21 protein-coding genes are annotated in these 23,929 nt (G+C 61.4%); 13 read left to right on the forward strand and 8 right to left on the reverse strand.

All coding sequences use genetic code 11. The annotated features are described in order from the left end of the window. Window positions 1-273: 273 nt before the first annotated feature. From HZC36_12815 to HZC36_12825, 3 genes are all read left to right on the forward strand, one after another. Window positions 274-4,488, forward strand: a complete 4,215-nt coding sequence (locus HZC36_12815) for an SBBP repeat-containing protein (protein MBI5707859.1) — start codon at window positions 274-276, stop codon at window positions 4,486-4,488. Window positions 4,489-4,605: 117 nt separating this feature from the next. Further along, the gene (locus HZC36_12820; GenBank protein ID MBI5707860.1) at window positions 4,606-4,815 is read left to right on the forward strand and encodes a hypothetical protein; all 210 of its coding nucleotides are present in this window, start codon (window positions 4,606-4,608) and stop codon (window positions 4,813-4,815) included. 24 nt (window positions 4,816-4,839) lie between these two features. Continuing rightward, window positions 4,840-6,273, forward strand: a complete 1,434-nt coding sequence (locus HZC36_12825; protein ID MBI5707861.1) for a hypothetical protein — start codon at window positions 4,840-4,842, stop codon at window positions 6,271-6,273. A gap of 3 nt (window positions 6,274-6,276) precedes the next feature. Here the strand turns inward: HZC36_12825 and HZC36_12830 are convergent, their stop codons facing one another. The 3 genes from HZC36_12830 to HZC36_12840 form a co-directional block, all read right to left on the reverse strand. After that, window positions 6,277-6,882 carry a 2,3-diphosphoglycerate-dependent phosphoglycerate mutase gene (locus HZC36_12830; protein ID MBI5707862.1) on the reverse strand — a complete coding sequence of 202 codons (606 nt, stop codon included), beginning with the start codon at window positions 6,880-6,882 and terminating at the stop codon, window positions 6,277-6,279. A 149-nt stretch (window positions 6,883-7,031) separates the two neighbouring features. Beyond that, window positions 7,032-7,475, reverse strand: a complete 444-nt coding sequence (locus tag HZC36_12835; protein MBI5707863.1) for a hypothetical protein — start codon at window positions 7,473-7,475, stop codon at window positions 7,032-7,034. 12 nt (window positions 7,476-7,487) lie between these two features. After that, entirely contained in the window at window positions 7,488-8,798 is a 1,311-nt protein-coding gene (locus HZC36_12840; GenBank protein ID MBI5707864.1) for a dihydroorotase, read from the reverse strand. Window positions 8,799-8,870: 72 nt separating this feature from the next. Here HZC36_12840 and HZC36_12845 point away from each other — a divergent pair, with 72 nt between their 5' ends. Beyond that, window positions 8,871-9,698: a hypothetical protein gene (locus HZC36_12845; protein ID MBI5707865.1), complete on the forward strand. Its 828-nt coding sequence runs from the start codon at window positions 8,871-8,873 to the stop codon at window positions 9,696-9,698. 3 nt (window positions 9,699-9,701) lie between these two features. Here the strand turns inward: HZC36_12845 and HZC36_12850 are convergent, their stop codons facing one another. After that, entirely contained in the window at window positions 9,702-10,463 is a 762-nt protein-coding gene (locus HZC36_12850; GenBank protein ID MBI5707866.1) for a queuosine precursor transporter, read from the reverse strand. Window positions 10,464-10,582: 119 nt separating this feature from the next. On the opposite strand from HZC36_12850, the gene HZC36_12855 reads away from it, so the two are divergent. The 4 genes from HZC36_12855 (at window position 10,583) to HZC36_12870 (ending at window position 14,208) form a co-directional block, all read left to right on the forward strand. Beyond that, on the forward strand, window positions 10,583-11,227 hold the full coding sequence (locus HZC36_12855) for a hypothetical protein (protein MBI5707867.1): 645 nt from the start codon (window positions 10,583-10,585) through the stop codon (window positions 11,225-11,227). Between the two features lie 53 nt (window positions 11,228-11,280). Next, the gene (locus HZC36_12860) at window positions 11,281-11,853 is read left to right on the forward strand and encodes an RNA polymerase sigma factor (protein MBI5707868.1); all 573 of its coding nucleotides are present in this window, start codon (window positions 11,281-11,283) and stop codon (window positions 11,851-11,853) included. Further along, window positions 11,850-13,340, forward strand: a complete 1,491-nt coding sequence (locus HZC36_12865) for a DUF4349 domain-containing protein (GenBank protein MBI5707869.1) — start codon at window positions 11,850-11,852, stop codon at window positions 13,338-13,340. The genes HZC36_12860 and HZC36_12865 overlap by 4 nt, the downstream gene beginning before the upstream one ends. A 151-nt stretch (window positions 13,341-13,491) precedes the next feature. Beyond that, window positions 13,492-14,208 (forward strand): class I SAM-dependent methyltransferase, encoded by a 717-nt coding sequence (locus HZC36_12870; protein MBI5707870.1) that lies wholly within the window; start codon window positions 13,492-13,494, stop codon window positions 14,206-14,208. A 109-nt stretch (window positions 14,209-14,317) separates the two neighbouring features. On the opposite strand, the gene HZC36_12875 is transcribed toward HZC36_12870, so the two are convergent. Continuing rightward, window positions 14,318-15,316, reverse strand: coding sequence for a proline dehydrogenase family protein (locus HZC36_12875; GenBank protein ID MBI5707871.1), 999 nt, complete (start codon window positions 15,314-15,316; stop codon window positions 14,318-14,320). A 117-nt stretch (window positions 15,317-15,433) separates the two neighbouring features. Between HZC36_12875 and HZC36_12880 the strand changes: the two genes are divergently transcribed. Continuing rightward, the gene (locus tag HZC36_12880; protein MBI5707872.1) at window positions 15,434-16,330 is read left to right on the forward strand and encodes a c-type cytochrome; all 897 of its coding nucleotides are present in this window, start codon (window positions 15,434-15,436) and stop codon (window positions 16,328-16,330) included. A 277-nt stretch (window positions 16,331-16,607) separates the two neighbouring features. Here the strand turns inward: HZC36_12880 and HZC36_12885 are convergent, their stop codons facing one another. Together HZC36_12885 and HZC36_12890 are read right to left on the reverse strand one after the other, a co-directional pair. Further along, the gene (locus HZC36_12885; GenBank protein ID MBI5707873.1) at window positions 16,608-17,414 is read right to left on the reverse strand and encodes a PD-(D/E)XK nuclease family protein; all 807 of its coding nucleotides are present in this window, start codon (window positions 17,412-17,414) and stop codon (window positions 16,608-16,610) included. Between the two features lie 12 nt (window positions 17,415-17,426). Next, window positions 17,427-18,311 carry a PD40 domain-containing protein gene (locus tag HZC36_12890; GenBank protein ID MBI5707874.1) on the reverse strand — a complete coding sequence of 295 codons (885 nt, stop codon included), beginning with the start codon at window positions 18,309-18,311 and terminating at the stop codon, window positions 17,427-17,429. A gap of 97 nt (window positions 18,312-18,408) precedes the next feature. On the opposite strand from HZC36_12890, the gene HZC36_12895 reads away from it, so the two are divergent. The 4 genes from HZC36_12895 to HZC36_12910 all read left to right on the forward strand — a co-directional run bounded on the left by HZC36_12895 (window position 18,409) and on the right by HZC36_12910 (window position 22,404). Continuing rightward, window positions 18,409-19,308 carry an ABC transporter substrate-binding protein gene (locus HZC36_12895; GenBank protein ID MBI5707875.1) on the forward strand — a complete coding sequence of 300 codons (900 nt, stop codon included), beginning with the start codon at window positions 18,409-18,411 and terminating at the stop codon, window positions 19,306-19,308. A gap of 106 nt (window positions 19,309-19,414) precedes the next feature. Next, window positions 19,415-20,866, forward strand: coding sequence for a hypothetical protein (locus HZC36_12900; protein MBI5707876.1), 1,452 nt, complete (start codon window positions 19,415-19,417; stop codon window positions 20,864-20,866). 146 nt (window positions 20,867-21,012) lie between these two features. Further along, complete coding sequence (locus HZC36_12905) at window positions 21,013-22,047, forward strand: DUF3500 domain-containing protein (GenBank protein ID MBI5707877.1); 1,035 nt, start codon at window positions 21,013-21,015, stop codon at window positions 22,045-22,047. A gap of 114 nt (window positions 22,048-22,161) precedes the next feature. Further along, window positions 22,162-22,404 (forward strand): hypothetical protein, encoded by a 243-nt coding sequence (locus HZC36_12910; protein ID MBI5707878.1) that lies wholly within the window; start codon window positions 22,162-22,164, stop codon window positions 22,402-22,404. 7 nt (window positions 22,405-22,411) lie between these two features. On the opposite strand, the gene HZC36_12915 is transcribed toward HZC36_12910, so the two are convergent. Continuing rightward, window positions 22,412-23,839: a hypothetical protein gene (locus HZC36_12915; GenBank protein MBI5707879.1), complete on the reverse strand. Its 1,428-nt coding sequence runs from the start codon at window positions 23,837-23,839 to the stop codon at window positions 22,412-22,414. Window positions 23,840-23,929: the final 90 nt, after the last annotated feature.

Below are 23,929 nucleotides of genomic sequence, written 5' to 3' on the forward strand. Positions count from 1 at the left end.
TGTTTGTGGTGCGTGGTTCCGGAGAGCATCGCCCTTCGCTCGTTGCCCATCGCCTCGCAGAGGCCGGGGACGCCAAAGAGCGGGATGATATTCAAATTCATTGGAACCTGCGCAGCAGCCAAACCTTTTGGGGCTATACTAACGTCTAAGTCGGTGTGTGGGCAGTCGTTCGGCTGCGTTTGAACCTGCCTGTTTTGGGCAACGTCAAACATAGGTCGAACCCTGTCATCGGACGATTCAGGGTGTGAACTCTTGAATAGAGGTGTGTCAGTCGTGTTGAACCTGATTAAGCGTGGTTTTCGGGGCGCAATCTATCTTACATTCGTACTAACTGCGTTCCTTGTCGCTGCCGTGTCGTTTGGCGAAAAGTCGGCGATCCAGCCTAACGATGCCCAAGCAGAGAAGCTCAGAGCGGCCCGCCGCTCCGGCTTCCTGGAGAACAAGGGCCAGTGGAAGAAGGAAGCGCGGTTCCTCGCGCAGTCCAAGGGCGTCAATGTGTGGTTTGGCGACAGTGCCATCCGATTCGACCTTCGGGGCCCCGCTGCGAAGAACCCGAAGAAGGGCGCGGGCCATGCCGTCGACATGAGTTTCGTCGGCGCAAGGCGCGGCGTCAAGGCCGTTTCGAGCCAACCACGCAACTCTCGAAACGACTTCATGATCGGCGGTAAGAAGTCGATTCGTGGGGCTCGTAAGTACGGCTCGATCGATTACGTTTCCCTCTATGACGGTATCGATCTAAAGTGGCACGACGACAACGGCATGCCTCGGTTCGACTTCATCGTCGCGCCTGGCGCCAACCCGAACCAGATCCAGATGCGCTTCACCGGCGCGAACGGCGTCGACACCAATTTTGCCGGCCAACTCGAGGTCAAGACCTCGATCGGCACCCTCTATCAGACCGACCTCAAGGCCTATCAGGTGGTCAACGGCGAGACCAAGCAGATTCCTGCGACCTTCCGATTCGTGGACGACAACACGGTTGGGTTTGTGCTTGGCAAGTACGACACGAGCCGTCCGCTGGTCATCGACCCGCTCGTCTATGGCAGCTACTACGGCGGCGACAGCGGCCCGGACGAAGTCCGTTCGGTCGTAGCGGACACCGACAAGTCGGTGGTCATGACTGGCTGGACCCAGGCACCCGACTATCCCGCGATCGCCGGACCGTTCGGCTACAACATCCTTGGTGCGCGCGCCATGTTCGTGTCGAAGTTCCAGGGCGACGCCTACAGCCACGACTACTCGTGTCTGGTGACGGGCGATGGCGAAGACGAGGGCTGGTTCGTGAGCGTATCGCCCGATGGCCAGTACATCTGGCTCGCCGGGACCACGACGTCGACCAACTTCCCCGGAATTGACGGCGATTCGCTCTTCAACACGATGGCGGGCACCGAAGACATTACGCTGATGCGCTTCAAGATCGATGCTACGGAGCTCTTGATTCCGGATTATTCAACTTATTACGGCACGGCTAACATCGAGACGCTCCGCGGTCTGACGGTTGACCCGCTAAACGGTGAAGTGTCGATCTGCGGTGAGACCGACGGCGGCCTGCCCAACATGAACAACGCCATGGCGGGCGCTGCGAATGCGTTCTTGACTCGATTCACCGTGGACAGCACGGGAATCACCGGTGTCAAGTGGGGTTACTATCTGGGTGGCGATGGCCCGACCCTGATGCGCATCACGTCTCAGGTGAATCCCTACGATTCCCACAACAGAGCGATCGCAAGCGACTCGACTGGCAACGTGATTGTCGTCGGCTGGGTCGGTAATGAAGGCGAGAACATTGATACGGCTCTCGACTCCACGGTGTTCGAGACCACGGCCGGTGTGTTTGCAAACGGGCGGCTTCTTCGCTATCGAGATGGCTTCGTCAAGAAGTACACGCCCGATGGAACGCTGGTCTTTTCTACCCTTCTTGGTGGTAACGACAACGATGAGGCCACTGGCGTAGCCTGCGACGGCGCAGACAACATTTACATCACCGGCCTCAGCCGCTCGTTCAACTTCCCGCGCACTCGCGGCGTGTATGGGGAGAACTTCACGGCCAAGGAACTGGTCTTCGCAACCAAGATTTCGGCCGACGGCGCGACGATCCTGTATTCCACGCACTTGGGCACCAACGCGCCGGTTTATCCTCGCGGCATCGCGGTGGATGGCAGCGGCAACGCGTACATATCCGGGATCGTGGACTACACGCACTCGTTCCCGTTCCCGCCGGCAGATCCTAACGAGCCCAACGGGACCTCGACAGGTAATGTGCCTATCACGGGCAACCCGCTCGATCCCACTTACGCCTTCCCAGCGACCCCGATGCTCGGCACGACCGAAGGATTTCTGCTCGGGCTCTCTCCAACGGCTTCGACCCTTTTCTATGGGACCTATCTGGGTGGGGACCTTGATGAAGAGGTCTTCGCTCCCTACGTCGACCGATTTGGAGACGTATGGACCGTTGGGTCCTCCGATAGCCTGCGGTTCTATCGCCGAGTTTCCTCCGGTGGTGTGATCTTCAATAGGATCTATCCCACCAGTGGGCCTCCCTACACACTGCTTCCTGCATCGCTCCTCTCCGAGTTCGCCTTCAAGACGGTTGGCGACCAGGGCGTTGGCGACCCGTGGGGCGTCGGCGGCGTTTGGTATGGCTTGAAGGAAAGCCCGTTCACGGGTCCGTCGACCATTACGGTTCTCGCCTATCAGCGTGATGGCTTCGTCGTGAAGCAGAGACTTGCGCTGCCCACGATTACCACAATGACTTTGGCGCCGTCCTCGATCGCGGGCGGCTTGGGAGCATCCACGACCGGCACGGTCACGTTGAGTGCGCCTGTTCCTGCAGGCGGCCTGGACATGACCGTTGAACTCGACAACGACGCGGCATCGTTCGATCCGAACGTGTCTCAGAAGGTGTTGACGATCTCGCTGCCGGGCGGCGCGACAACGGCGACCTTTACGGTCTACTCGAACCCGGTGGACTTCCCGACGGGCGTCAATGTGCGCGCAACCCTCATCGGGAACTTCATGATCCGCGTGCTCAACGTGCTGCCGTGGCTCCAAGACCTGACGGTCACCCCGAACCAGGTGGTCGGCGGCAATGGCCTTACGGGCCGGGTCACGCTCTTCCAGAACGCGATCACAGACATCACGATCGACCTCTCGACCGACGCCAGCGGCCTCGTGGACTTTCCAGGCGGCAACACGGTGACGGTTCCTGCAGGCCTCGATTCCATCACCTTTACGGTCGGAACCCATGGTGTGGAGTTCCAGACCGATGTTCCTGTCACGGCGACGCTGCTCGGCGTTGGCAAAACCAATTTCGTGCGGCTCCTGTCGGCGAACCTGCTTCGGATGACGTTCAACCCGACGAAGGTGACCAGCGGCGCTGCGTCGACAGGAACGGTGTTCTTGGATGGCGAGGCAGGTTCTGCGTTCACTGTGGATCTGTCGATCAACGCCGGAACGGCGGGATATGTGTTAAACCCGACGACCCTCTCCTTTGCCAAAGGTGAGAAGTCGAAGGACTTCACGCTGACCACGGCCTTTGAGCCCATCAACACGCAGCGCATCGTTACGGCGACGCGTACGGCCCAGGGTGGCTACAAGGCAGGCTCGGTGAGCGGCACTCTCTTTGTGGATGGTTCCTCACTGGTTTCGTTTACGCTAGACAAGACCTCTGTCGATCCTGGCGAAGACGTCAACGGAACCGTCACGGTCAGTGTCCCGGCGAATCCCGGTGGAACGCCGGTGAACATGTCGAGCGACAGTGCGCTTGTCACGGTGGCCACCCCGGCCGTCGTGCCGCAGGGCGCTACGTCCACGACATTCCCGCTAACGGTTGCGGGCCAGGCTCTGACGAACGACACGACCGTGCACATCACGGCGCAGCGTGGACCGGTGGTCATCATTCGCGACCTGGTGGTCAAGAAGGCCAACGCGACCATCACGTTCAATCCGGCGACGGTCATTGGCGGCAACCCCAGCACGGGCACGCTGTCCCTGACGGCAAATGCCCCGAGCGGCGGAATCGTGTTCAACCTGAGCAGCGGCAACGCCGCGGTGACGGTCCCGGCAACGGTTACCGTGCCGGAGGGCGCCAACTCGGCCACGTTCGGCGCTACGACGACCTTGGTCTCGGGCACCGTGGCGGTGACGGTGACAGGCACATCGGGCGGCATCACCGCCCAGGGAGTGCTGGTCGTCCGCGCGATCTCGGTGGCTTCACTCAGGTTCGTGCCGAGCCGCCAGAAGGGTGGCCGATCGGTTCAGCTCATCGTGACGCTCGATGCCCCGGCGCCTGCTGGCGGAGCGGTGATTCCGCTGACCTCGTCGAACCCGATCATTGCCAACGTGCCGGCAACCATCACGGTTCCGGCGGGCCTGACCTCGGCCGCGAAGACGGTGATCACGAACCGCGTCTCCAGAACCCTGGCAACGCAAGTTCAGGCCGCTTACGGTGACGAGATTGTGTTTGCCGTGCTCACCGTGACCCGGTAGCGAGCAGGCAAGGACTCTGCAAAAGCCGCCATCCCAACATTGGGATGGCGGCTTTGTTTTTTTGCGGGCTGGGCCCAATTGCGGCGGATCGCGGCACGGGCAAGATAAACTCAACAGGTGAACAGCCGGTTGGGATTCTTTTTGATGGGCGTGGCGACAGGCTTCCTGGGCGCCAGTCTCTATCGTCGCTTGCAAGACGGCGACTTTGATAAGGACGTCGAGAAGATTCGCGGCCGGCTCTCGGATAGCGTCAAAGACCTTGAGGACCGGATCTCCGGCGTGGTGGATGTGGTGTCTGGGGCCGTGGATGGGATTTCGAACGCCTGAACCCGCACTCGCGTCTCTGAAAGTGTGAGAAGGGCGCTTACGGCGGCCGCAGGCATCCTCGTTTCCGCAGTGATCCTGGTTGTTTGCCTTCCTCCAGGCGATTTCGGCATCCTGGGGTGGTGCGCCCTGGTTCCTTTGCTCGTCGCCTTCAGGGGCTCCAGTTTTGGCAGGGGGTTTCTCGCCTCGTTGGCCGCCTGCATGATCGCCGCTTGGCTTAGCGTGCAGGGCTGGCTCTATCCGGCGGCTCAATGGAAGAGTCAAGCCGAGCAGATGGCCGGCGAAGCCGCATGGCACTACATGGGGTTCCTCATGATGGCCGCGGTGTATGGAATCATCGTTGGCATCTGGGCAGAGACAAAGCAGGTGACGCTCGGGAGGGCTGTCTGGTTGGCGTGCCTGGGCCTAGGGCTGGAGTCGCTGGCCGCACTTCAACTGCCGGCCACGCTTGGCCTCACACAATATCGCTCAATGGCCATGATGGGGGTGGCGTCAGTCGCAGGGCTCTTCGGTGTGTCTCTCCTCGTGTGGGTAGCGAACCTCCTTCTCGCTTGGGGCATTTCAGCCAGGCTCTCAGGGGTTCGTACCCGCCAAACCGAGCGGGCTTGGGTGGCCCCGCTTGTCCTGGCACTCTTGGCCTTGTTCACGACCTACCCGTTGCCGGGCCCAAGGGCCCTCGGGACGTCGGGGAGGACCTTTGCCGCGCTTCAGACAAGGTCGTTTGAGGGCAGCGAACTGATGGACCTGAGCCAGAGTTCGGGGGCGTGGCTGACGGTTTGGCCCGAGCTCAGCGCGATCGCCGAAGCGCCAGGGGGCCAAACCGGCAGGCTCATAGCCGAACTCCGCCGACGCAATATCCGTGTCTCCACGAGTTTCGAGGACGACGCGACCCCCAAACGACACAACACGATGTCCGTCTTGGGACCGGCGGGCGAATCGCGCAGGTATTGGAAGCGGAAGCTCTTTGGAGGCGAGGCTCAAAGCCACCAGCCCGGCGCGGAGCCGGCGGTAGCCAAAGTGGAGGGCCTCGCATTGGGGCTAAACGTGTGCTTTGATTCGTGCTTCCCGGGGCTGATTCGGGAAACGGCCTCCACAGGGTCGCCGAGGCCGGCCGTGATTCTGCTTCCGAGCATGGGCCCAGAATCGCCCAGCGGCGTCGTTCAGGCGATGCACGGCGCGTTTACGCCGTTTCGCTCGGCTGAGAACGGCGTCGCATTCGTTCGCGGGGAGACGAGCGCGGCGGCGATGATCACTGATGAGAATGGCCGAATCTTGGCTTATGCCGAGCCCGGATACCAGGGCGCGATCGTTGGCAATCTGAGCTTGGAACGCAAGAGCACGGCCTACCAGGTCCTCGGAGACTGGGTCTGGTACTTGGCCATGACGTTTGTCGTGGCGATTCCGGCGAGAACCCGGTGGACTTCGAAAAGGGCAAGATCAGAACGCCAAACGGGAAAATAGGGCCTACTCCAGGACCCTCTTTGAAAGCACGGACCCCGTCTGGTCGACTTCGTAGAGCAGCGGCAGGCCCGTGGCCAGCTCCAGCTTGACCACTTCCTCTCCGGTCAGGTCGTCCAGCTTCATCACGATCGAGCGATTCGAGTTTCCGTGGGCGACCACAAGCACGTTCTTGCCCTGCTTGAGGTCCCCGAGAATGCACCGGTCGAAGAAGGGCAGTGTGCGCTCGGCGGTGTTCTTAAGGGCCTCGCCGTTGGGTGGTGGCACGTCGTAGCTGCGGCGCCAAAGCTGGACTTGGTCTGCCCCATACCGCGCGCGAGTTTCGTCTTTGTTCAGGCCCTGAAGGTCGCCATAGTGGCGCTCGTTGAGCGCCTGGTCCCGGATGACGGGCTGGCTCCAGCCGTTCGCCTCTTGGATGATGGCGAGCGTGCGCTGGGCGCGGGTCAAGGCGCTGGTGTAGCAGACGTCGAACGCGATGCCCTTGATGTGCTCCGCCGCGCGCCGGGCCTCTGCCTCGCCTTCGGCCGTTAGGGGAACGTCCACCCACCCGGTAAATCGATTCTCCATGTTCCAGAGCGACTGGCCGTGGCGGATGAGACAGAGGTATGGCATGACTCTCAGCGTACCGCGTCGGGGAGTTGAGCGGTGACGGGGATGGGGGGAGTGAATGAGGGTGAGAAACCCGTGGGGCAGACTCTCAGTCTGCCCTCGTGCAATGGTGCCCGCGCGTCAGCGAGCCATTGAGCCCAAGAGTCGGGCAATCAGACCCGCTCACGGAAGAACCCGATGAGGTCGGTCTCGGGAAACGGCTGTTCGGGGTTCTTTGCTGCGAGGCCCCGCAGGTGTCCTCGGTGGTATGTGCCGTGGTTGATGACGTGCCTTGCGATCTGCTCCAAGGAGGACACATAGGGAACGCCGGCAAGGTTCTGGTAAGCGATCATCTCCCGCAGCGGCCGCTCCATGAGTTGGGCTTGCCACGCCCTGCAATAGAGCTCCAACAAACCGCCCAAGGGCACGTTTTCCGAGGGTTCCAGGACCTGCACCCCGCACCGTTCGAGCCAGATGCGCTGCGCGAACAGGATGTGCTCCAGGACCTGAGAAGCCTCAAGCATTTGTTCGCCGAAGCCCTCCAGGGCAAACAGCCACTTCCTATTGGCCCAAAGGTCATAGTCGAAGCCCTCGATCAGCGATTCACGAAACTCCATTTTCCGCCTCTGCTACCCATTTCCGGGTTCAAACCGAATCGGCACTCCCCTTGGCTGCCCTATGATATCGCCCTCCCTCATGGCGAACTCGCCGGCGACCAGCGTGTGCACAGGGAAGCCGCGCAGCCGCTCGCCTTCGTAGGGGCTCCAGCCGCACTTGCTCTTCAGCCATGCTTTGTCGACGACCCGGCGCTGCGAAAGGTCCACGACCGCGATGTCCGCGTCGGAGCCCTCCTTGAGTTCACCTTTGCCCTGGATTCTGAAGGTCTGGGCTGGGCCGTGGCATAGCAGCTTTAGGACCTCGGACAGGTCAAGGCAACCGTGGTCGAGAGCCAAGGTCAGAAGGATGGGGAGGAGGGTCTGGACTCCCGGCATTCCGCTTGGGCTCTGAGGATAGGGAAGCGCCTTTTCCTCGAGCAGGTGGGGGGCATGGTCCGAGCCGGCGGTATCGAAGAAGCCGCGCTTGAGCGCCGCGCGAAGTGCCGCGCGGTGATCTTCGCCGCGCACCGGCGGGTTCATCTGGACCAAAGACCCCAAACGCTCATAGACCTCCGGCGCCGCGAACCAAAGGTGATGCGGGGTGATCTCGCACGTGGTCTTGAGGCCCTGCGCCCGCGCCTCGTCGATCAATGGCAGCTCGTCGAGGGTGCTGGTGTGCAGGATGTGCACCGGCCTTCCCGTTTCCGCCGACAGCTTGAGAAGGCGGTTCGTCGCGATCCGAGCGCATTCCGAGTCGCGCAGGAAAGGATGCTCGGCGGCCGTGGGCTCTTTGCTCATCAGGGCCTTTCGCTCTGTGAGCCTGGCGTGATCCTCGGAATGGACTGCGACGCGGCGCGAGCCGTGCTGCAGCACCGTTCGGATGGTTGGGTCGTCCGGGACGAGCAAGGAGCCTGTGGAGGCGCCCATGAAGAGCTTGACGCCGGGCGTTCCAGGAAGCGCCTCAAGCTCGCCTAGGTGTTCAGCGTTCTCTGGCGTCGCTCCCACCCAAAAGGCGTGGTGGCACCAGGCCCTGCCCTTTGCGCGCTGCAGCTTGTCCGCGAGAGCCGCTGCGTTGGTGGTCGTGGGAGATGTGTTCGGCATCTCGAAGACGCTGGTGACGCCGCCGGCGATGGCTGCCCGGGTTCCCGACTCGAGGTCTTCCTTGTACTCGGCACCAGGCTCGCGAAAGTGGACGTGGGAGTCGATGACGCCCGGCATGGCCGTCAAGCCCGCGACGCTGACGCGTTCGGCAGCCTTTGCCGAAGAGAGGTCTCCAATGGATGCGATCTTTCCGGAATGGACGCCGACGTCCGCCGCAAAGTGGCCCTGGCGATTCAAAACCATGCCCCGCTCCAGGATCAGATCGAACGTCACAGCCTGATTCTATCCAGATAGCCGCCGATAATGAGGGCCAGGATGGTGGGAACCCTCTTTCTCGCGATGCTGCCGTTTCGCCCGGTGGCGTTCTTGGACCAGCCGATCGACGCCGAAGTGCGCAAGGGCATTGAGGTCTACAGGGCCGGAAAGGGGCTCGACAGGGTTCTGCAGGACGATAAGGCCGTGGTAAGGACGCGCCTGGTTCGCTTGAGCACCGAGGAGCTCGAAAGGGTCGTTTGGCTGTCTCCATCGCTCGTTTCCAGGTGGCTCGGCTATCTGTGGGCGCAGGAAAAGTGGCCGGATGGAGAGCTGGAGCGTCGGTGGAAGGACCTTCAAGGGAGCCTCGACGGACGGCTGACGTTTGTTGTTGAACTGGCGAGCTACCCCAGGGACAAGGGGTCGAGGAGCTTGGAGGCGGCCTTTCAGCCGGATTCGACCTGGGAGGGCTTGGAGTTCCTGCTCACCGCAAACGGGTCGCGGTTGCCGATGGCTCCCGGGCCGAGCGGCCTTCTGGGCCTTAGCAGAGCGCCTCGCGGTGGCGAAGCGACTCCATGGACACATCGGGCGCTCCGCATCGTGCCGGACATCACCCGGTTTGCCTCGATGAAGGCGCGCGAGCCGATCCGCCTGGGAGGGTTGGCGTGGGTCGCCCAGACGCTGCTCGCCCCTTGGTTGGAGCCGAGGGCCGGGTCCGGTTGGGCCGAGCCGCTGGCGCCGCTCGGCGAATACGAGAAGGCGTGGTTCTTGGTCCAGGCGCCTGTGCCCGCGGGAATTCATGGGTACGGTGACTTGCAGGTTCGCGTTCTCAGCAAGCAGTCGGAGCGGTGCGCGAGTTTCGAATTGTTGGCGAAGGGGCGCAAGAAGTGATCGTCAGTCCTGAAGCGAGAACGGCGTAAAGTTGGTGGACCGGTCGTAATAGTCTTCGTTCTCGGCGCGCTTCAGCGAGTTCACGACGGCATAGGTCACCGGTGTTGACACGATCTCCACACACACCTTGAACACCCAGTTGAACAGGGAAACGGCGAGGAGTTGCTGGGTGGACCAGAGCCCGTAAAACGCGATCGGATAGAACAGCAGACTGTCGACGAACTGTCCCGCGATTGTCGAACCGATGGTGCGCGACCAGAGGTGCTTGCCCGAGGTCCAGATTTTCATTTTGGCGAGGATGAAGGAGTTCACGAAGTCGCCGACCCAGAACGCCAGCATGGAGCCCGCCGCGATGCGCCACCCGTTGTCGAAGACGGTCTTCACCGCCGGATCGATGATCTTGTTGTAGCCCTCGTTGGGGTCTGGCGGGAGGTGGATGACCGCCTGCTGCATGATCACGGCGAACGCCATCGCGCCGAACCCCGCCCAGATCACCTTGCGCGCCCGAGCATAGCCGTAGACCTCGGTCAGCACGTCGCCGAAGATGTAGCCGATGGGGAAGAAGATGTTGCCCGCTCCGAAGCTGATGCGGTCCCCGACAAACGGCAGGGCAAAGGGCAAGGTGAAGAAGCTCGTCTTTCCTGGGCCGATCATGTTTGAACAAAGGAGCATCGTCACAAAGCCGACCATCACGAGGTCGTAGTACTTATAGTGCCGAACGTTGTGGACGATGCCTTGAGAATCCGCCGAAGTGCCCGTTGCCATTGGAATAGGGACGTAGCGGACCCTCCCCAGGGATCAGAGATTCGCGTGCCGGGATTTCCCAGAAGGCCATCAGGCCCATGCCATTTGGCTGGTGGGGCGTTTGGGTATAGAATCGAGACGTGGAAAGCGTTCCTCCTCCGTTTTCGCCGATGCCGCCCCCGAAGCCGAAGAACTCGACGCCGCTGATCTTGGGCATTGTGTTCGGCGTGCTGTTGCTGGTCTGTGGCGGCGGGGCGTTTGCCCTGTTCTTCTTCGGGCGCACCGCCATCAAAGACACGGGCAAGATGATCGCCTGCGTCGCTTCCTTTGATGCCGTGCAAAAGGCAGTGATCGCCTACGCCCAGGACCACAACGGCGTGCTGCCGAAGGCCGAAACCTGGCAAGACGATGTGAAGGGCTACTTGAAGCTCGATCCGGACTTCAAGGACCTCGAGAATTCCCCCTTTGACTTCCAGGCCGTGACCAAAGACGGCGAGTGGTGCTGCACCATTTCCGCCGAAAAGAAGACGGGAATCAGCTTCAACGATGACCTTTCGGGCAAAAAGCTGGCGGAAATCGTCAACCCGTTCGAGACGCCCTTGATCTTTGAGACCGAGAAGGTGGGGCGAAATCTCCACTCGAAGTACGTCGAGCAGCCTCAGTCAACCGCGCCGAAGTTCTTTGGCACATCCCGAGGCTGGTTCTGGGCGCCCGTACAGGGCGAGGTTCGCGGAATGGAGAAGATGGGCGCGGAGATCAAGACCCGCCGCCGCAAGTCCGAATGACCGTTTGAACGATTTGGCACCACCGGAACACCCACGTTTCGGAAGTCCCGGTGATGGACGGTGATCTGAACCAGGCCCGGCGCGGCGACCGAGAGGCGATGGCGCGAATAGTGGACCGGCATTACGATGCTGTGTTCCGATTCTGCGCGCGTCGAATCGGTGCCGACCTGGCCGAGGATGCCGCTCAAGAGACCTTCATTTCGGCGCAGAGGAGGCTGAGAAGCTTCCAGGGCGCGAGCTCTCTGAGCACGTGGCTATTCGGAATCGCCCACAACCATTGCCGGAATCTTGCCCGCAAGAGGAAAACGGAAATGTTAGGCGCTTGGGTCTCAATCGAAAGGTCTGAAGCCGCCATCGATCCCAGCCTGAACGGGGCGATGGATCGTGGGGGTGCGAGACCTCAATTGGAGTCTCAGCTCATCGATCGTGAGGCGCTTCGGGTCGCCCTATCGAGTCTGAGTGCGGACCACCGCGAGGTGGTTGTGCTTCACGAAGTCGAAGGGCTGACCTATGAAGAGGCAGCAGAAGTGATCGGGATACCGGTAGGAACCGTGAAGAGCCGCCTGCACCATGCGTTTCTCAAGCTTCGAGAAGCCCTCTGCTTGCGGGAAGAGGTGACGGCATGAGTTTACAAGAAGATCTGAAAGCCTATGTCGATGGCGAGCTGCCCGCAGAGCGCCACGCCGAAATCGAGGCGGCGGTTGCCTCCGATCCGGGACTTCGCCAGGAGGTTGAGTTCATGAGAGCGCTAGGATTTGAAATCAAGAGGATGGCGGCCGAGCCCGCGATCGCGGGTAGGGAAGCGGCCCTGAAGGCCGTTAGGGGCAACGCGTTGCCGTGGTGGAATCCCTATAGCAGGGTCGGCCGACTGGCTTATTCCGGAGCGCTGGCGGGTCTGCTGATCGTGGTCCTTTTCCCGGTCTTTGCACAACCCGAACAAGACGTGATGATGCCTGCGTCGGACAGCAGCATGAAATCGGTGATGGCGGGCGCCGACGCAGCGACGGCTTCGCCTCAGGAAGAGTCGGCAGGCTCGAATTACGCACGCGGACGGACGCCCGCCGACATGCCAAATTCTCCGACGCCTTCCAGGGATATGTCGCTCAATGAGCGCTTCGCCTACCGGACACCCGAAAAGCGATCTCCGGCCTTTGAAGCTCCAGCCACGATCCCTGGCCCAGAGGGCGCCGGCAAGGCGAAAGCCGATCCCTATGGACTCAGCGGAGCCGCCGGAGGCTTTGGCGGCGGTGGCGGCGCTGGAGTTGCGGGTGAAGGAAACGCGGAGAAGCTGGGTCGCGACTCTGGGTCCACGGCTAAGGGCGAAGCGGCCGTTACCGCGGACAAGGCTCCGGGTGCGCCGCCCCAAGCCAACCGTGGCGGAGGCCTGGCAGCCTCCAAGGCCGCACCGACCGGTGGCGCATATTCGGCCCCCCTCCGTATGGTCATTCAGAGCGCCGACGTGAACGTGCGGGTCAAGAGCGTGGAGAAGGCCGTGCTCGACGCAACCTCGTTGGCCAAGAGCCTCGGCGGCTTCATCGAGAACTCGACGAACGCCGGCGATGAGAAGAACCCAGAGGCCACCCTGGTTATCCGCGTGCCCAGTTATCAGTTCGACATCGCCCTCAAGAGGCTGACTGACTATGGTGAGCGAATCGGCCCGCCCGCGATCAGCAGCCAGGACGTGACGCGTCAATACGCCGACCTCTCTGGAAGGCTGAAGGTCCTGCACGCCGAGGAGGAAAGCTACGTGACGATGCTTCGCGGCGCGAAGAAGATCGGCGAGATTCTGGAGATCAAGGACCGACTCTCGACGGTGCGCCAGGAGATCCAGAGTCTTGAGGAGCAGCGCATCGCGGTGAGGGACCAATCGGAGCTCTCGACGGTAACGGTGCACTTCAGCGAAAAGCCCAAGATCGAGGCCGCGGCTGTGCCTGAGGATTGGAGCGGCGACGCCTGGGTGGGAGCCGTGAACGGGCTAAAGTCGGTCGGCCGGTTCCTTGGCATGATCGGAATCTTTTTCTTCGTCTACATTCCAATTTGGGCGCCCCCGGTGGCGCTGTTCTGGGTGCTCTCGAAGAAAGGGCGCCAGGGGCACCCAACGCCCGCAACTTGATCTGAGCTGCCAAGAAAACTCCCTTCGACCCGCGCAGGTCGGAGGGAGTTTTCAGTTTGGACCCCGCCTTGAATAGGTTCGCGCGAATTCAATGCTTGCTAATAGCCGGCATTATTGCCTAAACTGGGTTCACCGGAAGGGAGGACCTGCCTTGCGAAAAGCGGATTACGGTATCGACGCGCCTATCACTCAGCGCAATCTGCTGATTCTGGGAGTCATCTGCTGCGCTCTAGTTGCCATCCCGAAGGTTGGCGCGTACACGATTTGGCCCGGGGTCGCCTTCATTCTCACCGTGGTCCTGATGTATTGGGGGAGCAAGTCGGGGAAGATGAAGCTCCGGGACAAGCTCCTGAACGCCATTCCCTGGAAGGGAGACGAGGCCGTGCTCGACGTGGGTTGCGGGCGGGGCTTACTGCTAATCGGCGCGGCAAAGCGTGCTCCTCATGGGCAAGGCATCGGCATCGACCTTTGGCGCAACGTGGACCTTGCGAACAACTCAGCCGACAAAGCGATGGACAACGCCAGGATCGAGCGCGTGGCCGACCACGTCAAGTTCCGGGAGGGGGACGCCAGGGAGCTTCCTTGCGCAAATGAGTCGTTCGACGTCGTGCTTTCAAGCTGGGCGATCCATAACATTACGGTTTCGACCGGGCGCGCCAAGGCCATTGCGGAGATGGTGCGCGTGCTGAAGCCGGGCGGCCACATCGGCATCCTCGATATCGAGGACACCACCCAATATGTCGAGGAGCTGAGGAAGCTCGGCATGCAGAACGTAAAGAGGGGAAGCCCAAGCTTCATCTTCCTGCTGCCGACCTACATGGTGACCGCGGTCAAACCCGGCGTGGCCGAAGCGGCGACGGCGGCATGAGGCGAAGCGCGAGTAACAAAAAGGCGAGGCGCGAGTAACGAAAGGCGAAGAGAGCCCCCTCCTTGGTTTTGCGGAGCGAAACTGAGGAGGGGGTTGGGGGTGGAGACCCCTACCGCCTCAACAGCGCCTTGAAGATGAAGAACATATTCGCTGGGCGCTCGGCAAGCCTGCGCGAAAAGTAGGGGTACCAACTGTCGCCAAAGGGGATGTAGATTCGGACGTTGTAGCCTTCGGACAGATACTTTTCCTGCAGATCGCGCCGGATCCCGTAGATCATTTGGATCTCCCAGCGGTCCTTCGGAATGCCCTTTTCCGCCGCGTAGGCAGCCAGTTGGCTGAGCAGCCCCTCGTTGTGCGTTCCCATCGCCGGATAGTTGCCTGCGTCGAGCAGCCGTTTGCCCTGGGCCAGCAGCGCCGCGTCGATTTCGGGCATCTTCTGGATCGCGACTTGTGGCGGCTCCAGATACGCTCCCTTTACCAGGCGAACGCGCATGTTGTTTCGGATCACCCACTCGACGTCTTCGCTTGTCCGGTGAAGGTAGGACTGGAGCACCGTGCCGGTCCGCTCGATGTCCTTGTGGACCCGGTCCACCATGTCGACCGTCCGCTGGGTGAATGAGGAATCCTCCATGTCGATGCGCAGAAAGCTCCCGTACTCCAGGGCCACCTGGGCGACTTCGCGGTAGTGCTTCTCGGCGAGGCCGTCGTCGAGGCCCAGCCCGCACTGGGTGAGCTTGATCGAGACGTTGGCTGTCTCGACGGGAAGCTCGCGCGAGCCGAACTCGAAGGGGCTCGGGTGCCGAGTGCGCCCGTTTGAAGTGGGTACAGGGCTCTTGAGGCATCGGCTCGCCGCGATGCGGTCGAACATCCCGATATAGGCGTCTTTGGCTTTGGCGGCTTCTTCTGCGGAGGTCACCGCTTCGCCTAGGAGGTCAAGGGTGACGAAATAGCCCCGGCTGCAAAGGTCCTCGGCCGCCGCCATCGCCTCGTCGAGGGTGTCGCCGGCGATGAACCGTTTGACGACCTTTCGGCACAGCCTGGAATGCCTCACAAGCCGCTCGACGAACTTCCACGAGGCGATCTTGAGGACAACGGCGCGGGAGAGCATGGGGCAGTCACATTGTACTCAGCGGGGCCGTTCTGGGGCAGAACCATGCTTCGATTGTGGAGGGTCCAAGGCAGATCAGTGTAATCCTGGAAGAGATTGCGCGTACAATGAGCAGTCATGCTTAGGACCTACTTGACGACCACTTTGGCGCTCATCGGGGCGGGCGCCATCTGGCAGGCTTCGGTTCCCCAAAACCTGGCGGCTAGCGCCAAGGCCCTTCAGGACGCCGCGACGTTCAATGCGACGTTCACTGTAACCCCCTCGGGCGGGGCCAACAGGGCCTACAAACTCGCCTACGCCAAACCCAATCTCTTCAAGATCGAGAGTCCCGAAGGCTTCGTGCTGTCGGACGGAAAGGACCTTTATGACTACAAGAAGGCCACCAACGAATTCACGGTCGTTCCGCTAAGCGATTCCGCGGTTCGCGCGGCTTCCGGTGCGCTGGAGTTTTGGGGCTGGGCGGCGTTCTTCTCCAAGGAACCGTTCAAAGACGTTCGCGCCCAGGCTGCGGGCCACCGCAAAATCAAGGACAACGAGGTGGACGTGGTTGCGGCGACGTTCGGGGCGGGCGGCGAGGCGACGATCTTTGTCGATTCGAAGCTCGGGCTGGTGCGCGGATTCATGGCCAAGAACAAAGAGAAAGACCTCTTGGTTATGGCGAGCGAACTGAAGATAGGCGCCGAGGCTCCTGCGGCGGGAGCGTTTGCGTTCGCTGCGCCGGAAGGCGCCAAGAAGGCTGAGCCGCCAAAGGCCTCGGATGCAACTTACGCCAAGGTCAAGCCGATCATGGATAAGAGCTGCATGCCCTGCCACGGCGCGGGGATGCGCTCCGGCGGCGTGGATCTCTCGAGTTTCGATGGGACGCTCCGGTCGGTGAGTCCAGGAAACCCTGACGGCAGCCGCTTAGTGAAAGCCGTCGAGTCGGGAAGAATGCCTCAGGGCCGTCCGAAACTCTCCGATGCCGACCTCAAGACGATCCGCGATTGGGTCGCCGACGGCGCGAAGAACAACTAGGGAGCAGGCATTGGGGCATTGAGGCATTAGGGCACCTTGCCATTGCTGCAGACCAACGGCGCGGTGTATGGACTGCGGCGATTTGTGGCCGCTCTGAGCCAGCCGATGTGTCGGCGCGTGAGTCCCAGCCGCCCTCACGTTGAGCCCTTCAAACAATGCGCCCCGCAGATGGATTGGTGTTGATCCCTATCGGGGTCGCCAAAGCTAAACTTGATCGCGACCCCTTCTTCTGACCCCTGCCGGGTTGCCAAAGAGCTCATCGAGGGCCTCTGAGGTTTCAATCTGCGGCCGACGCCTCCTTCCATTCCTCGGCAAATGGGGGGTGCTCCATGCAGAGCCTGATGAAGTCGCACCCGGTGCAGGCGGGCTTCAAGGTAGGGAAGACCTCTGTCCAGTCAGTCGAGAGCAGTGAGGCGCCCAGACCAATCAGGTCCTCGCGGAAGCCGTCAAGCTCCTCAGGAGACAGGGCGGCGGTGGCCTTTTGAGCGGTCCGGAGCGCAAGGATGCTGGCCACGACGGCGCGATCCGGGTACCTCGAACGTACCAGAAGCTGATAGCACCCGAGCGCTAGGTCCTCGGCCACCTCGGCCTCTGTCACCTCCGTTCTCCCGGACTTGTAGTCGATGATCTCCAGCGTCCCGTCTGAAAGCTCGTCGACCCGGTCGATACGCCCAATCAACACGAACGGGCCCAGATCGGCGCGGACCATCCACTCCAAATGCAGGGTCTTGGCCTCGGATGGGGTGCTCAGCGCTTCCGCGACGTGCTTCTCGACGATCTCCTTGCCGGCGGCGAGCGCCTGAGCTTCTTGCTCCTTGGTCGCGAAGCCCGCGCTGACCCACTCCCGCTCCACCGCCACCACCGCATCCGAAACGCTCTGAACGCCCTGGTCGCCAGAGTCGTGAAATCTCTCGAGGACCTTGTGTAGGGTCGTCCCAAAGCTGTAGTAGTGCTTTGCCCGCAGGAAGGGCCTGCCTCGCGGGTCAAGATAGGTCCAGCGATACTTGAGCGGGCACGTCAGGTAGGTCGTGAGCTTGGTGGGGCTGAGGGAGGGTTTTCTCTCCGATGGCTCCTTTCTGCCCATGGCAAGCCAAGCCTACAGGGTCCAGTCGCCGCGGATGTCGTTTGAAGGGTCGATGCTCACAGGCACCAAGTAGCTCCCCGTGAGACCGACGATGTAGATGTTCCAGTTGCCGTCCCGGTCCGTGTCGTAGAGCAGGTAGCGGCTTGTCGGGTCCCAAATGGGATAAGTGTTGTCTCCAGGCAGATCGGTGATCTGGGTGAGGCCGGTGCCGTCCGGTTTGACGGTCCAAAGTTGCTTGCCCATGATGAATGCGATCAGCGACTCGTTGGGCGCAAACACCGGATAGTCGCAGGCAGAGCCGGTGCCGACGAGTTGGTGGATATTCGACCCGTCATCGTTCATCAGGAAGACCTGCTTTCCGCCCGAACGATCGCTAGCGAACGTGATCTTGTGCGAAAACCGTGACCAATTCGGCTCGGTGTCCTGTGCAGCGCCGGAGGTCAGCGCCGACTTGGCGAGATCGGCGACCGTGACCGTGTAGATATCGGAGTTGCCGGCCGCGGTGCGCTGGTAGGCGATTTTGAGCCCGTCGTCCGACCAAGCCGGGCACCTGTCGTCGGAGGCAGGGTCGTTGGTCAGGTTCATTAGGCCCGTGCCGTCCTTGTTAACGAGAAAGATCTCCCAATCGCCGGTCCGGTTGCTCGCGAATGCCAGCTTCTTGCCGTCTTTGGACCATCGCGGCTCCGTGTCGATTCCGGGGTCGCTGGTAACCTTCAGCACGTCCAGCCCATAGGTGGTCATGTGGTAGATCTCCATGTTCCCGCTCCGATCGGAGGCAAAGGCGATGCGGCCGTGGAGAACCTCGAACGAGCTTGGAGCGCTGCCTCCGCAACCCACCAAGAGCACGGGCAGGGCCACCAAGCCACCCAAGACGAACACATTGCGCATAGAGACCATCGAACTCGTTCCTCGCTTCATTATGAAGGAACCTAACCAAGGGAGACGGCGTCGGCGAACCCACGATCCACAACCCTCCAGGTACCCTTTATCCCTTATGACGATCCGTTTGGGGCATTCGCCCGACTCTGACGACGCCTTCATGTTCTGGGGCCTGGCAAATGGCCAGGTGCAGTCTGAGTATCAGTTCGAGCACATTTTGAGGGACATCCAGACCCTGAACGAGTGGGCGATGGAGGGCAGGCTCGAATCGAGCGCGGTGAGCGTCCATGCGTTCGCTTATGTGGCCGACAAATACGCGCTCTTGAGGCATGGCGGGTCGTTCGGCGAGCAATATGGGCCGATGGTGGTTTCCAGCGAGCCGCTGGCCCCTGCAGACCTCAAAGACCTTGTGATCGCTGTTCCCGGAACTCTGACCAGCGCATTTCTGGAGCTTAACCTCTTCTACCGGGACCACTTCGAGATCGGTGCGCCGACCTGCAAGTCCATTGAGATGCCCAAGGAGGATCTGGAAGGGGTCTGCACGGGCGGGCTGAGGTACGCGGTCGTGCCGTTCGACGAGATCATCCCGAGCATTCAGCGGGGCGATTTCAAAGCGGGATTGATCATCCACGAGGGCCAGCTCACCTACGCCAAGGAGGGTTTACACCTCGTCGCCGACATGGGCAAGTGGTGGAACGCAAAGACGGGTTTGCCGCTGCCACTGGGAGTCAACGTGGTCCGAAAGGACCTTGGCAAGGACGCGGTTGTCGAAGTCAGCCGCTGCATGCGCGAGAGCATCGATGCCGGCTTGAAGGGAAGGAGCCAGGCCCTGGACTATGCGCTCCAATTCGCCAGAGGGATGGACACCCAAACGAGCGACACGTTTGTGGGAATGTACGTGAACGACCGTACCCGAGATATGGGTGACGAAGGCGTGCGCGCGATCAAGCTGCTGTTGGAAGAGGGCGGTAAGGCGGGGTTGATTCCGGCGGTCGGCGTTGAAGTGGTGGATTGAGGCTGCGGTTCACTTTTGAGCCACAGAAGTGAATTGGACCGAATGAATGGCATCGTTTCAGGGTCTATCAGTTTAGGACGCGCTGCGGCGCGTCAGGGGGAATGTCTTGAACTGGCTGAGCATAGTGGCGCTTGCGTTGGCGCCTTTCCAGAGTCTTGGCGGAGACCCTGCCAAGGACTTCATCCTCGTGGGCGAAAAGGCGTATGGGATGATTCTGCCCGTCAAGGTCTGCGGCGCAGGCGTATCTTCGGCCTCATGGTCTCCCGATGGGACCTATGTGTTGCTTGAGCGACAAGAACTCTCGGCCGGCCCTGATCAGATCAAGCGTATGCTCTTGGAGGCTGCTTCCGGCGGCGTCAAAGGTCCGCCTCCGATGGAAACGACCCTGACGGCCTGGAATCGGAAGACAGGGAAGAGCGTGGACCTGTTCCGTCGTACAGGTCCCGTGGAGGTTCGAAGCGCTTCATGGGTTCAGGGCACCAGCGTTGCCCTTGCCTGGATCTCGGAGACACAGGTCATGCCGTCCGGTAGCCCAGAACCCGTCACTTCTGTGATGGCTGTTATCGAATTGGATGCCCGAGTTGGTACATCTCGGGTCTTGGCAACCGAGACCGGACCCGATCCAGGTTTGGATCTTTCAGTCTCGCCAAGGGCTGGAATGGCTGTTATCGTGAGGCACAAGATACAGACTATCGCCGGGAAGCCTCAAAACCAAATGAGCCTACAACCCTACCGGCCCGGGTTGCCCCTTCCAACGCCGATCGAGTTGCCACCCAACGCTTTTTATTACGGATGGTCGGATGACGGATTTGGGGTCCGGTATGCGCAGATGCAGCCTCGGCAATCGAGTGATAGTGAGCGCATTGCCCCCAAACACTACGTCGTCGATTTGCGTACCGGGCAAACGCGGGAAATACAGGCGGCACCAGGAAACGACATCCAACTTCCGAGAAACTACGCTGTGGATGATTTGAAGATTGTTCCCGTGTTCTGGCCGAGGATGGGAGCACAGCGAGCCTTGCGACCGGTCTTCCTCCTTGGCAAGGACGATCGCAGTCCATTGGAGGAAGGTGACCCTCCTACGCCAGCGGACAAGAACGCCAAGTCAGCTGCCAAGCCGGCTCCAGGCGCACTGATCACCGCAGAGGCCGAGTATGCCGAGCTCTGCCCGACCAAGGACGGGGTGCTCTATATCACGCGCGGCGTGGCGCTGTTCCGACCGATCTTGGAAGTGCCGAAGGAAATGTACCTTCAGGCTAAGGCCGCTGCCGAGCGCGCGCAGGCGATGAGCCAAGCCAAGCAAGTGGCGCTTGGACTCATCATGTACTCGGCCGACCACGACGACACGCTCCCCAGCAACGCCGGAAATTGGCAGGGCGACGTCGCGCCTTACTTGAAGAACGACAGCCTCTTCAGCGGCTTCAACTACACCTTCCAGGGCGGCGACGTGACCAAGATCGACAGACCGGCGGAGACAGAGCTTGGTTACATCACCGTTCCTGGGGGCCGCGCCGTGGCCTATTGCGACGGGCACGTCAGGTACATCCCTGACAAGTAGCCATTGGGCCGCGTGAAGAGGTCGAGGGGTGAAGGGTGTTTTGGGAAGTGAAGAGATGAAGAGATGAAGCGATGAAGAGTGATGGGATGACGGGATGAGGGGAGGGAATTGCGGAGAGGATTGGGCCCCGCGGGTAGGATGGGCGAATGATCCTGCAAGGAACCCTCCTCCTCAAGGCCGCGCTCCTTAGCGCCGCACTCCTGATCGCTCAGCAGGGCCTCGGGCCAGACGCCGCCACCCCGTCTACGGCGGCCAAGCGATTTCTATCGAGCCTCGATGAACCCTTAAGGGCCAAGGCCCTATTCACCTATGATTCGGCGGCCAGGACAACCTGGCAGTACACGCCTGGCGAGCGGCAAGGCATCTCCTGGAAGGACTTGAGCGACCGCCAAAAGGAGTTTGCACGGGGTTTGCTCCGCATCGCTCTTTCCGCCAGCGGGCTGAAGAGGGAAGCAGCCGTGAGGACCCTCGAAGGCGTGCTGCGCTCCCTGGAGGGCCCGCACCGCGACCCCGCGTACTACCTCTTCGCGATTTTCGGAACACCTTCCGAGAGGGGTGTGTGGGCTTGGCGCTATGAAGGACACCACATGTCCCTTCACTTCGCCTACAAGGACGGCAAGGTCGTTAGCACGACGCCGCAGTTCTTTGGCGCCAACCCGGCAGAGGTCCAGTCTGGAGCGCACAAGGGCATGCGTGCGCTGGCGGCAGAAGAAGACCTGGCTTGGGACCTCCTCCGATCGCTCTCGGAGCCCCAGAAGAAGCTCGCAGTCCTCGCCGCCAAGGCGCCCGCCGAAATTGCCACTTCCAACACCCGTAAGGCAGCAATCCAGGAGGACCTGGGTCTCGCCTATGCCGACATGACGCCTGATCAGCGCGCCAAACTCAAGGCATTGGTCTCGACCTATGCCGAAGTGCAGATCGAAGAGGGATCCAAGCGTCGATTGGCTGCTATAGACAAGGCGGGCTGGGGCAAAGTCAAGTTTGCCTGGCTAGGGAGCACCGTCAAGGGCCAAGGCTGGTACTACCGAGTCCAGGGGTCTACGTTCCTCATCGAGTGCGACGACACGCAAAACAGCGCGAACCACATCCACTCGGTTTGGCGCGATTTCAATGGCGACTTCGGGCCGGATGAACTGGAGCACCATTACGCGACGGCGGAGCACCACAAGCACCAGCATTGACCCTTGCGGCTTGCCAGGAAGCTGTCGGTCGTGGTTCATTGGAGCAGAAGTTGAGAATGCCACCCCTGCAATGAGCTAACATGAGTTCAGCCTACGATTCGAAGGGAGCCAACCTTGGCCGATCCACACGATCTTGAAGCAACCAGGATAGCCCGAAAGCAGTTCGTTCGGCACCATATTGACGTGACCCAATGCGATATTCGGTCCAGTCATGGTGTGGTTTACGTTCGGGGAGTGCTCAAGGCCTATGGTGGCGCCCCGTACAGCGATCTGAAGATCGAGGCAGAGCGGGTTGCGAGAATCCTCAAGCAAAAGCCGGGAATCCGGGACGTGGTTCTCGACGCACTCTATAAGTGAGTGCCCGTTATTCAGCGAGCAACGACCCAACTTCTCCCAGGAGATAGAAGCTTCCTGCTATTAAGAGGGGAGCACCGTTATCCTTTGCATGCTCGAGCGCGGCATGAAGGGCTTCCTTTACAGTCTGGTGCGTTGTCGTCGGGACCCCTACTTTGTCCAAGGCGGCTGCGACTTTATCCGGTTCCTGGGCGCGGTGGAAGTCGATCGGAGAGACGTGGGCCGACTCCACCACGGGTTGGAGCGCCCGATAGAAGGGAAGTGGGTCGTGGCCGTCGACCATCCCGGTCAGGAGCACGGCGCTTTGCTGCGGGAAGGCGCGCTGCATGTTGCGCACGAGCACTTTGGCCGCTTCGGTGTTGTGCGCGCCGTCCAGGACCACCTCCACACCGTTGATCAGGCGCCTTTCGAACCTGCCAGGCAGCTTGGCGCGCTGCGCGCCGAGACGCATCGCTTCGTCGCTGACCTCGATGGCTGCGGCCTCGATGGCGGCCACGGCCAGGGCGAGGTTGTGCGGTTGTGAAATGCCCGCCATGCCGGGGGTCAAGCCTTCCCGCTTGCCCACGGACGTCTCGATGGACCAAGATCCATCGGGGCCGGGCATCGGGCGGATCTCCTGCCCGAAGCACCAGATCGGGGCCGACCTTTCGGCCGCGATCTTCTCGATCTCGACCAGCCCCGGCTCCGGAATCGCGCCGCAAATCACCGGGACGCCTTGCTTGACGATTCCCGCCTTCTCGCGAGCGACCTCCACGTGGGTGGTGCCGAGGTATTGCGTGTGGTCGAGGCCGATGCTGACGATGATGCTGGCCGCGGGAGTGACGACGTTCGTGGCATCGAGCCGCCCGCCCATGCCGACCTCGAGCGCGACGAAGTCGCAGGCTTGCCGCTGCCAGTAGAGGAAGCCCATCGCCGTTTCGAACTCGAATTTGGACACCCCGCCGTCATATTCCGGGGTGGCCATGCTCTCGGCGATAGGCATGAGGGTTTCGACGGCCGAAGCGTAGTCTTCTTCCGAGATCAGATCACGGCCGAACTGGATGCGCTCGCGGGGTTCATAGACGTAGGGGCTGTAGTAGCCTCCGACGCGGTACCCGGCTTCGTGGAGGATGCTCTGGATGTACTGCGTGACCGAGCCCTTGCCGTTGGTGCCGGCGACGTGGAAGAAGCGGGGAAATGAAGTCTGAGGTCCGAGGTCTGAGGTCTGAGGGCCCCGTGAATCGTGTTCGAGGAAGGCTGGTCCGCTCTCGCCCCTGTCGGCCACTGGACCCTGCCCTGAGCTTTCCGGAGCACTCCTCGGACCTCGGACCTCGGACCTCGGACCTATGGCCTCCCCCAATCCCGCTCTTCGTACCAGCTCCTCAATCCGGTCCAACCCCATGCGCCAGCCTTTGGCCTGCAGTGAGAGGACGTAAGCCACGGCTTCAGGGTAGGTCATCGCTGGATTATGTTGACACGTCGGCACTCCGTCATGGGCGGCGGGAGAGCCTGCTCACGGCGCATCACCAAGGTCCCGCAACCCGAGTGG

The organism is Armatimonadota bacterium, assembly GCA_016223145.1.
Classification (GTDB): Bacteria; Armatimonadota; Fimbriimonadia; order Fimbriimonadales; family Fimbriimonadaceae; genus Nitrosymbiomonas.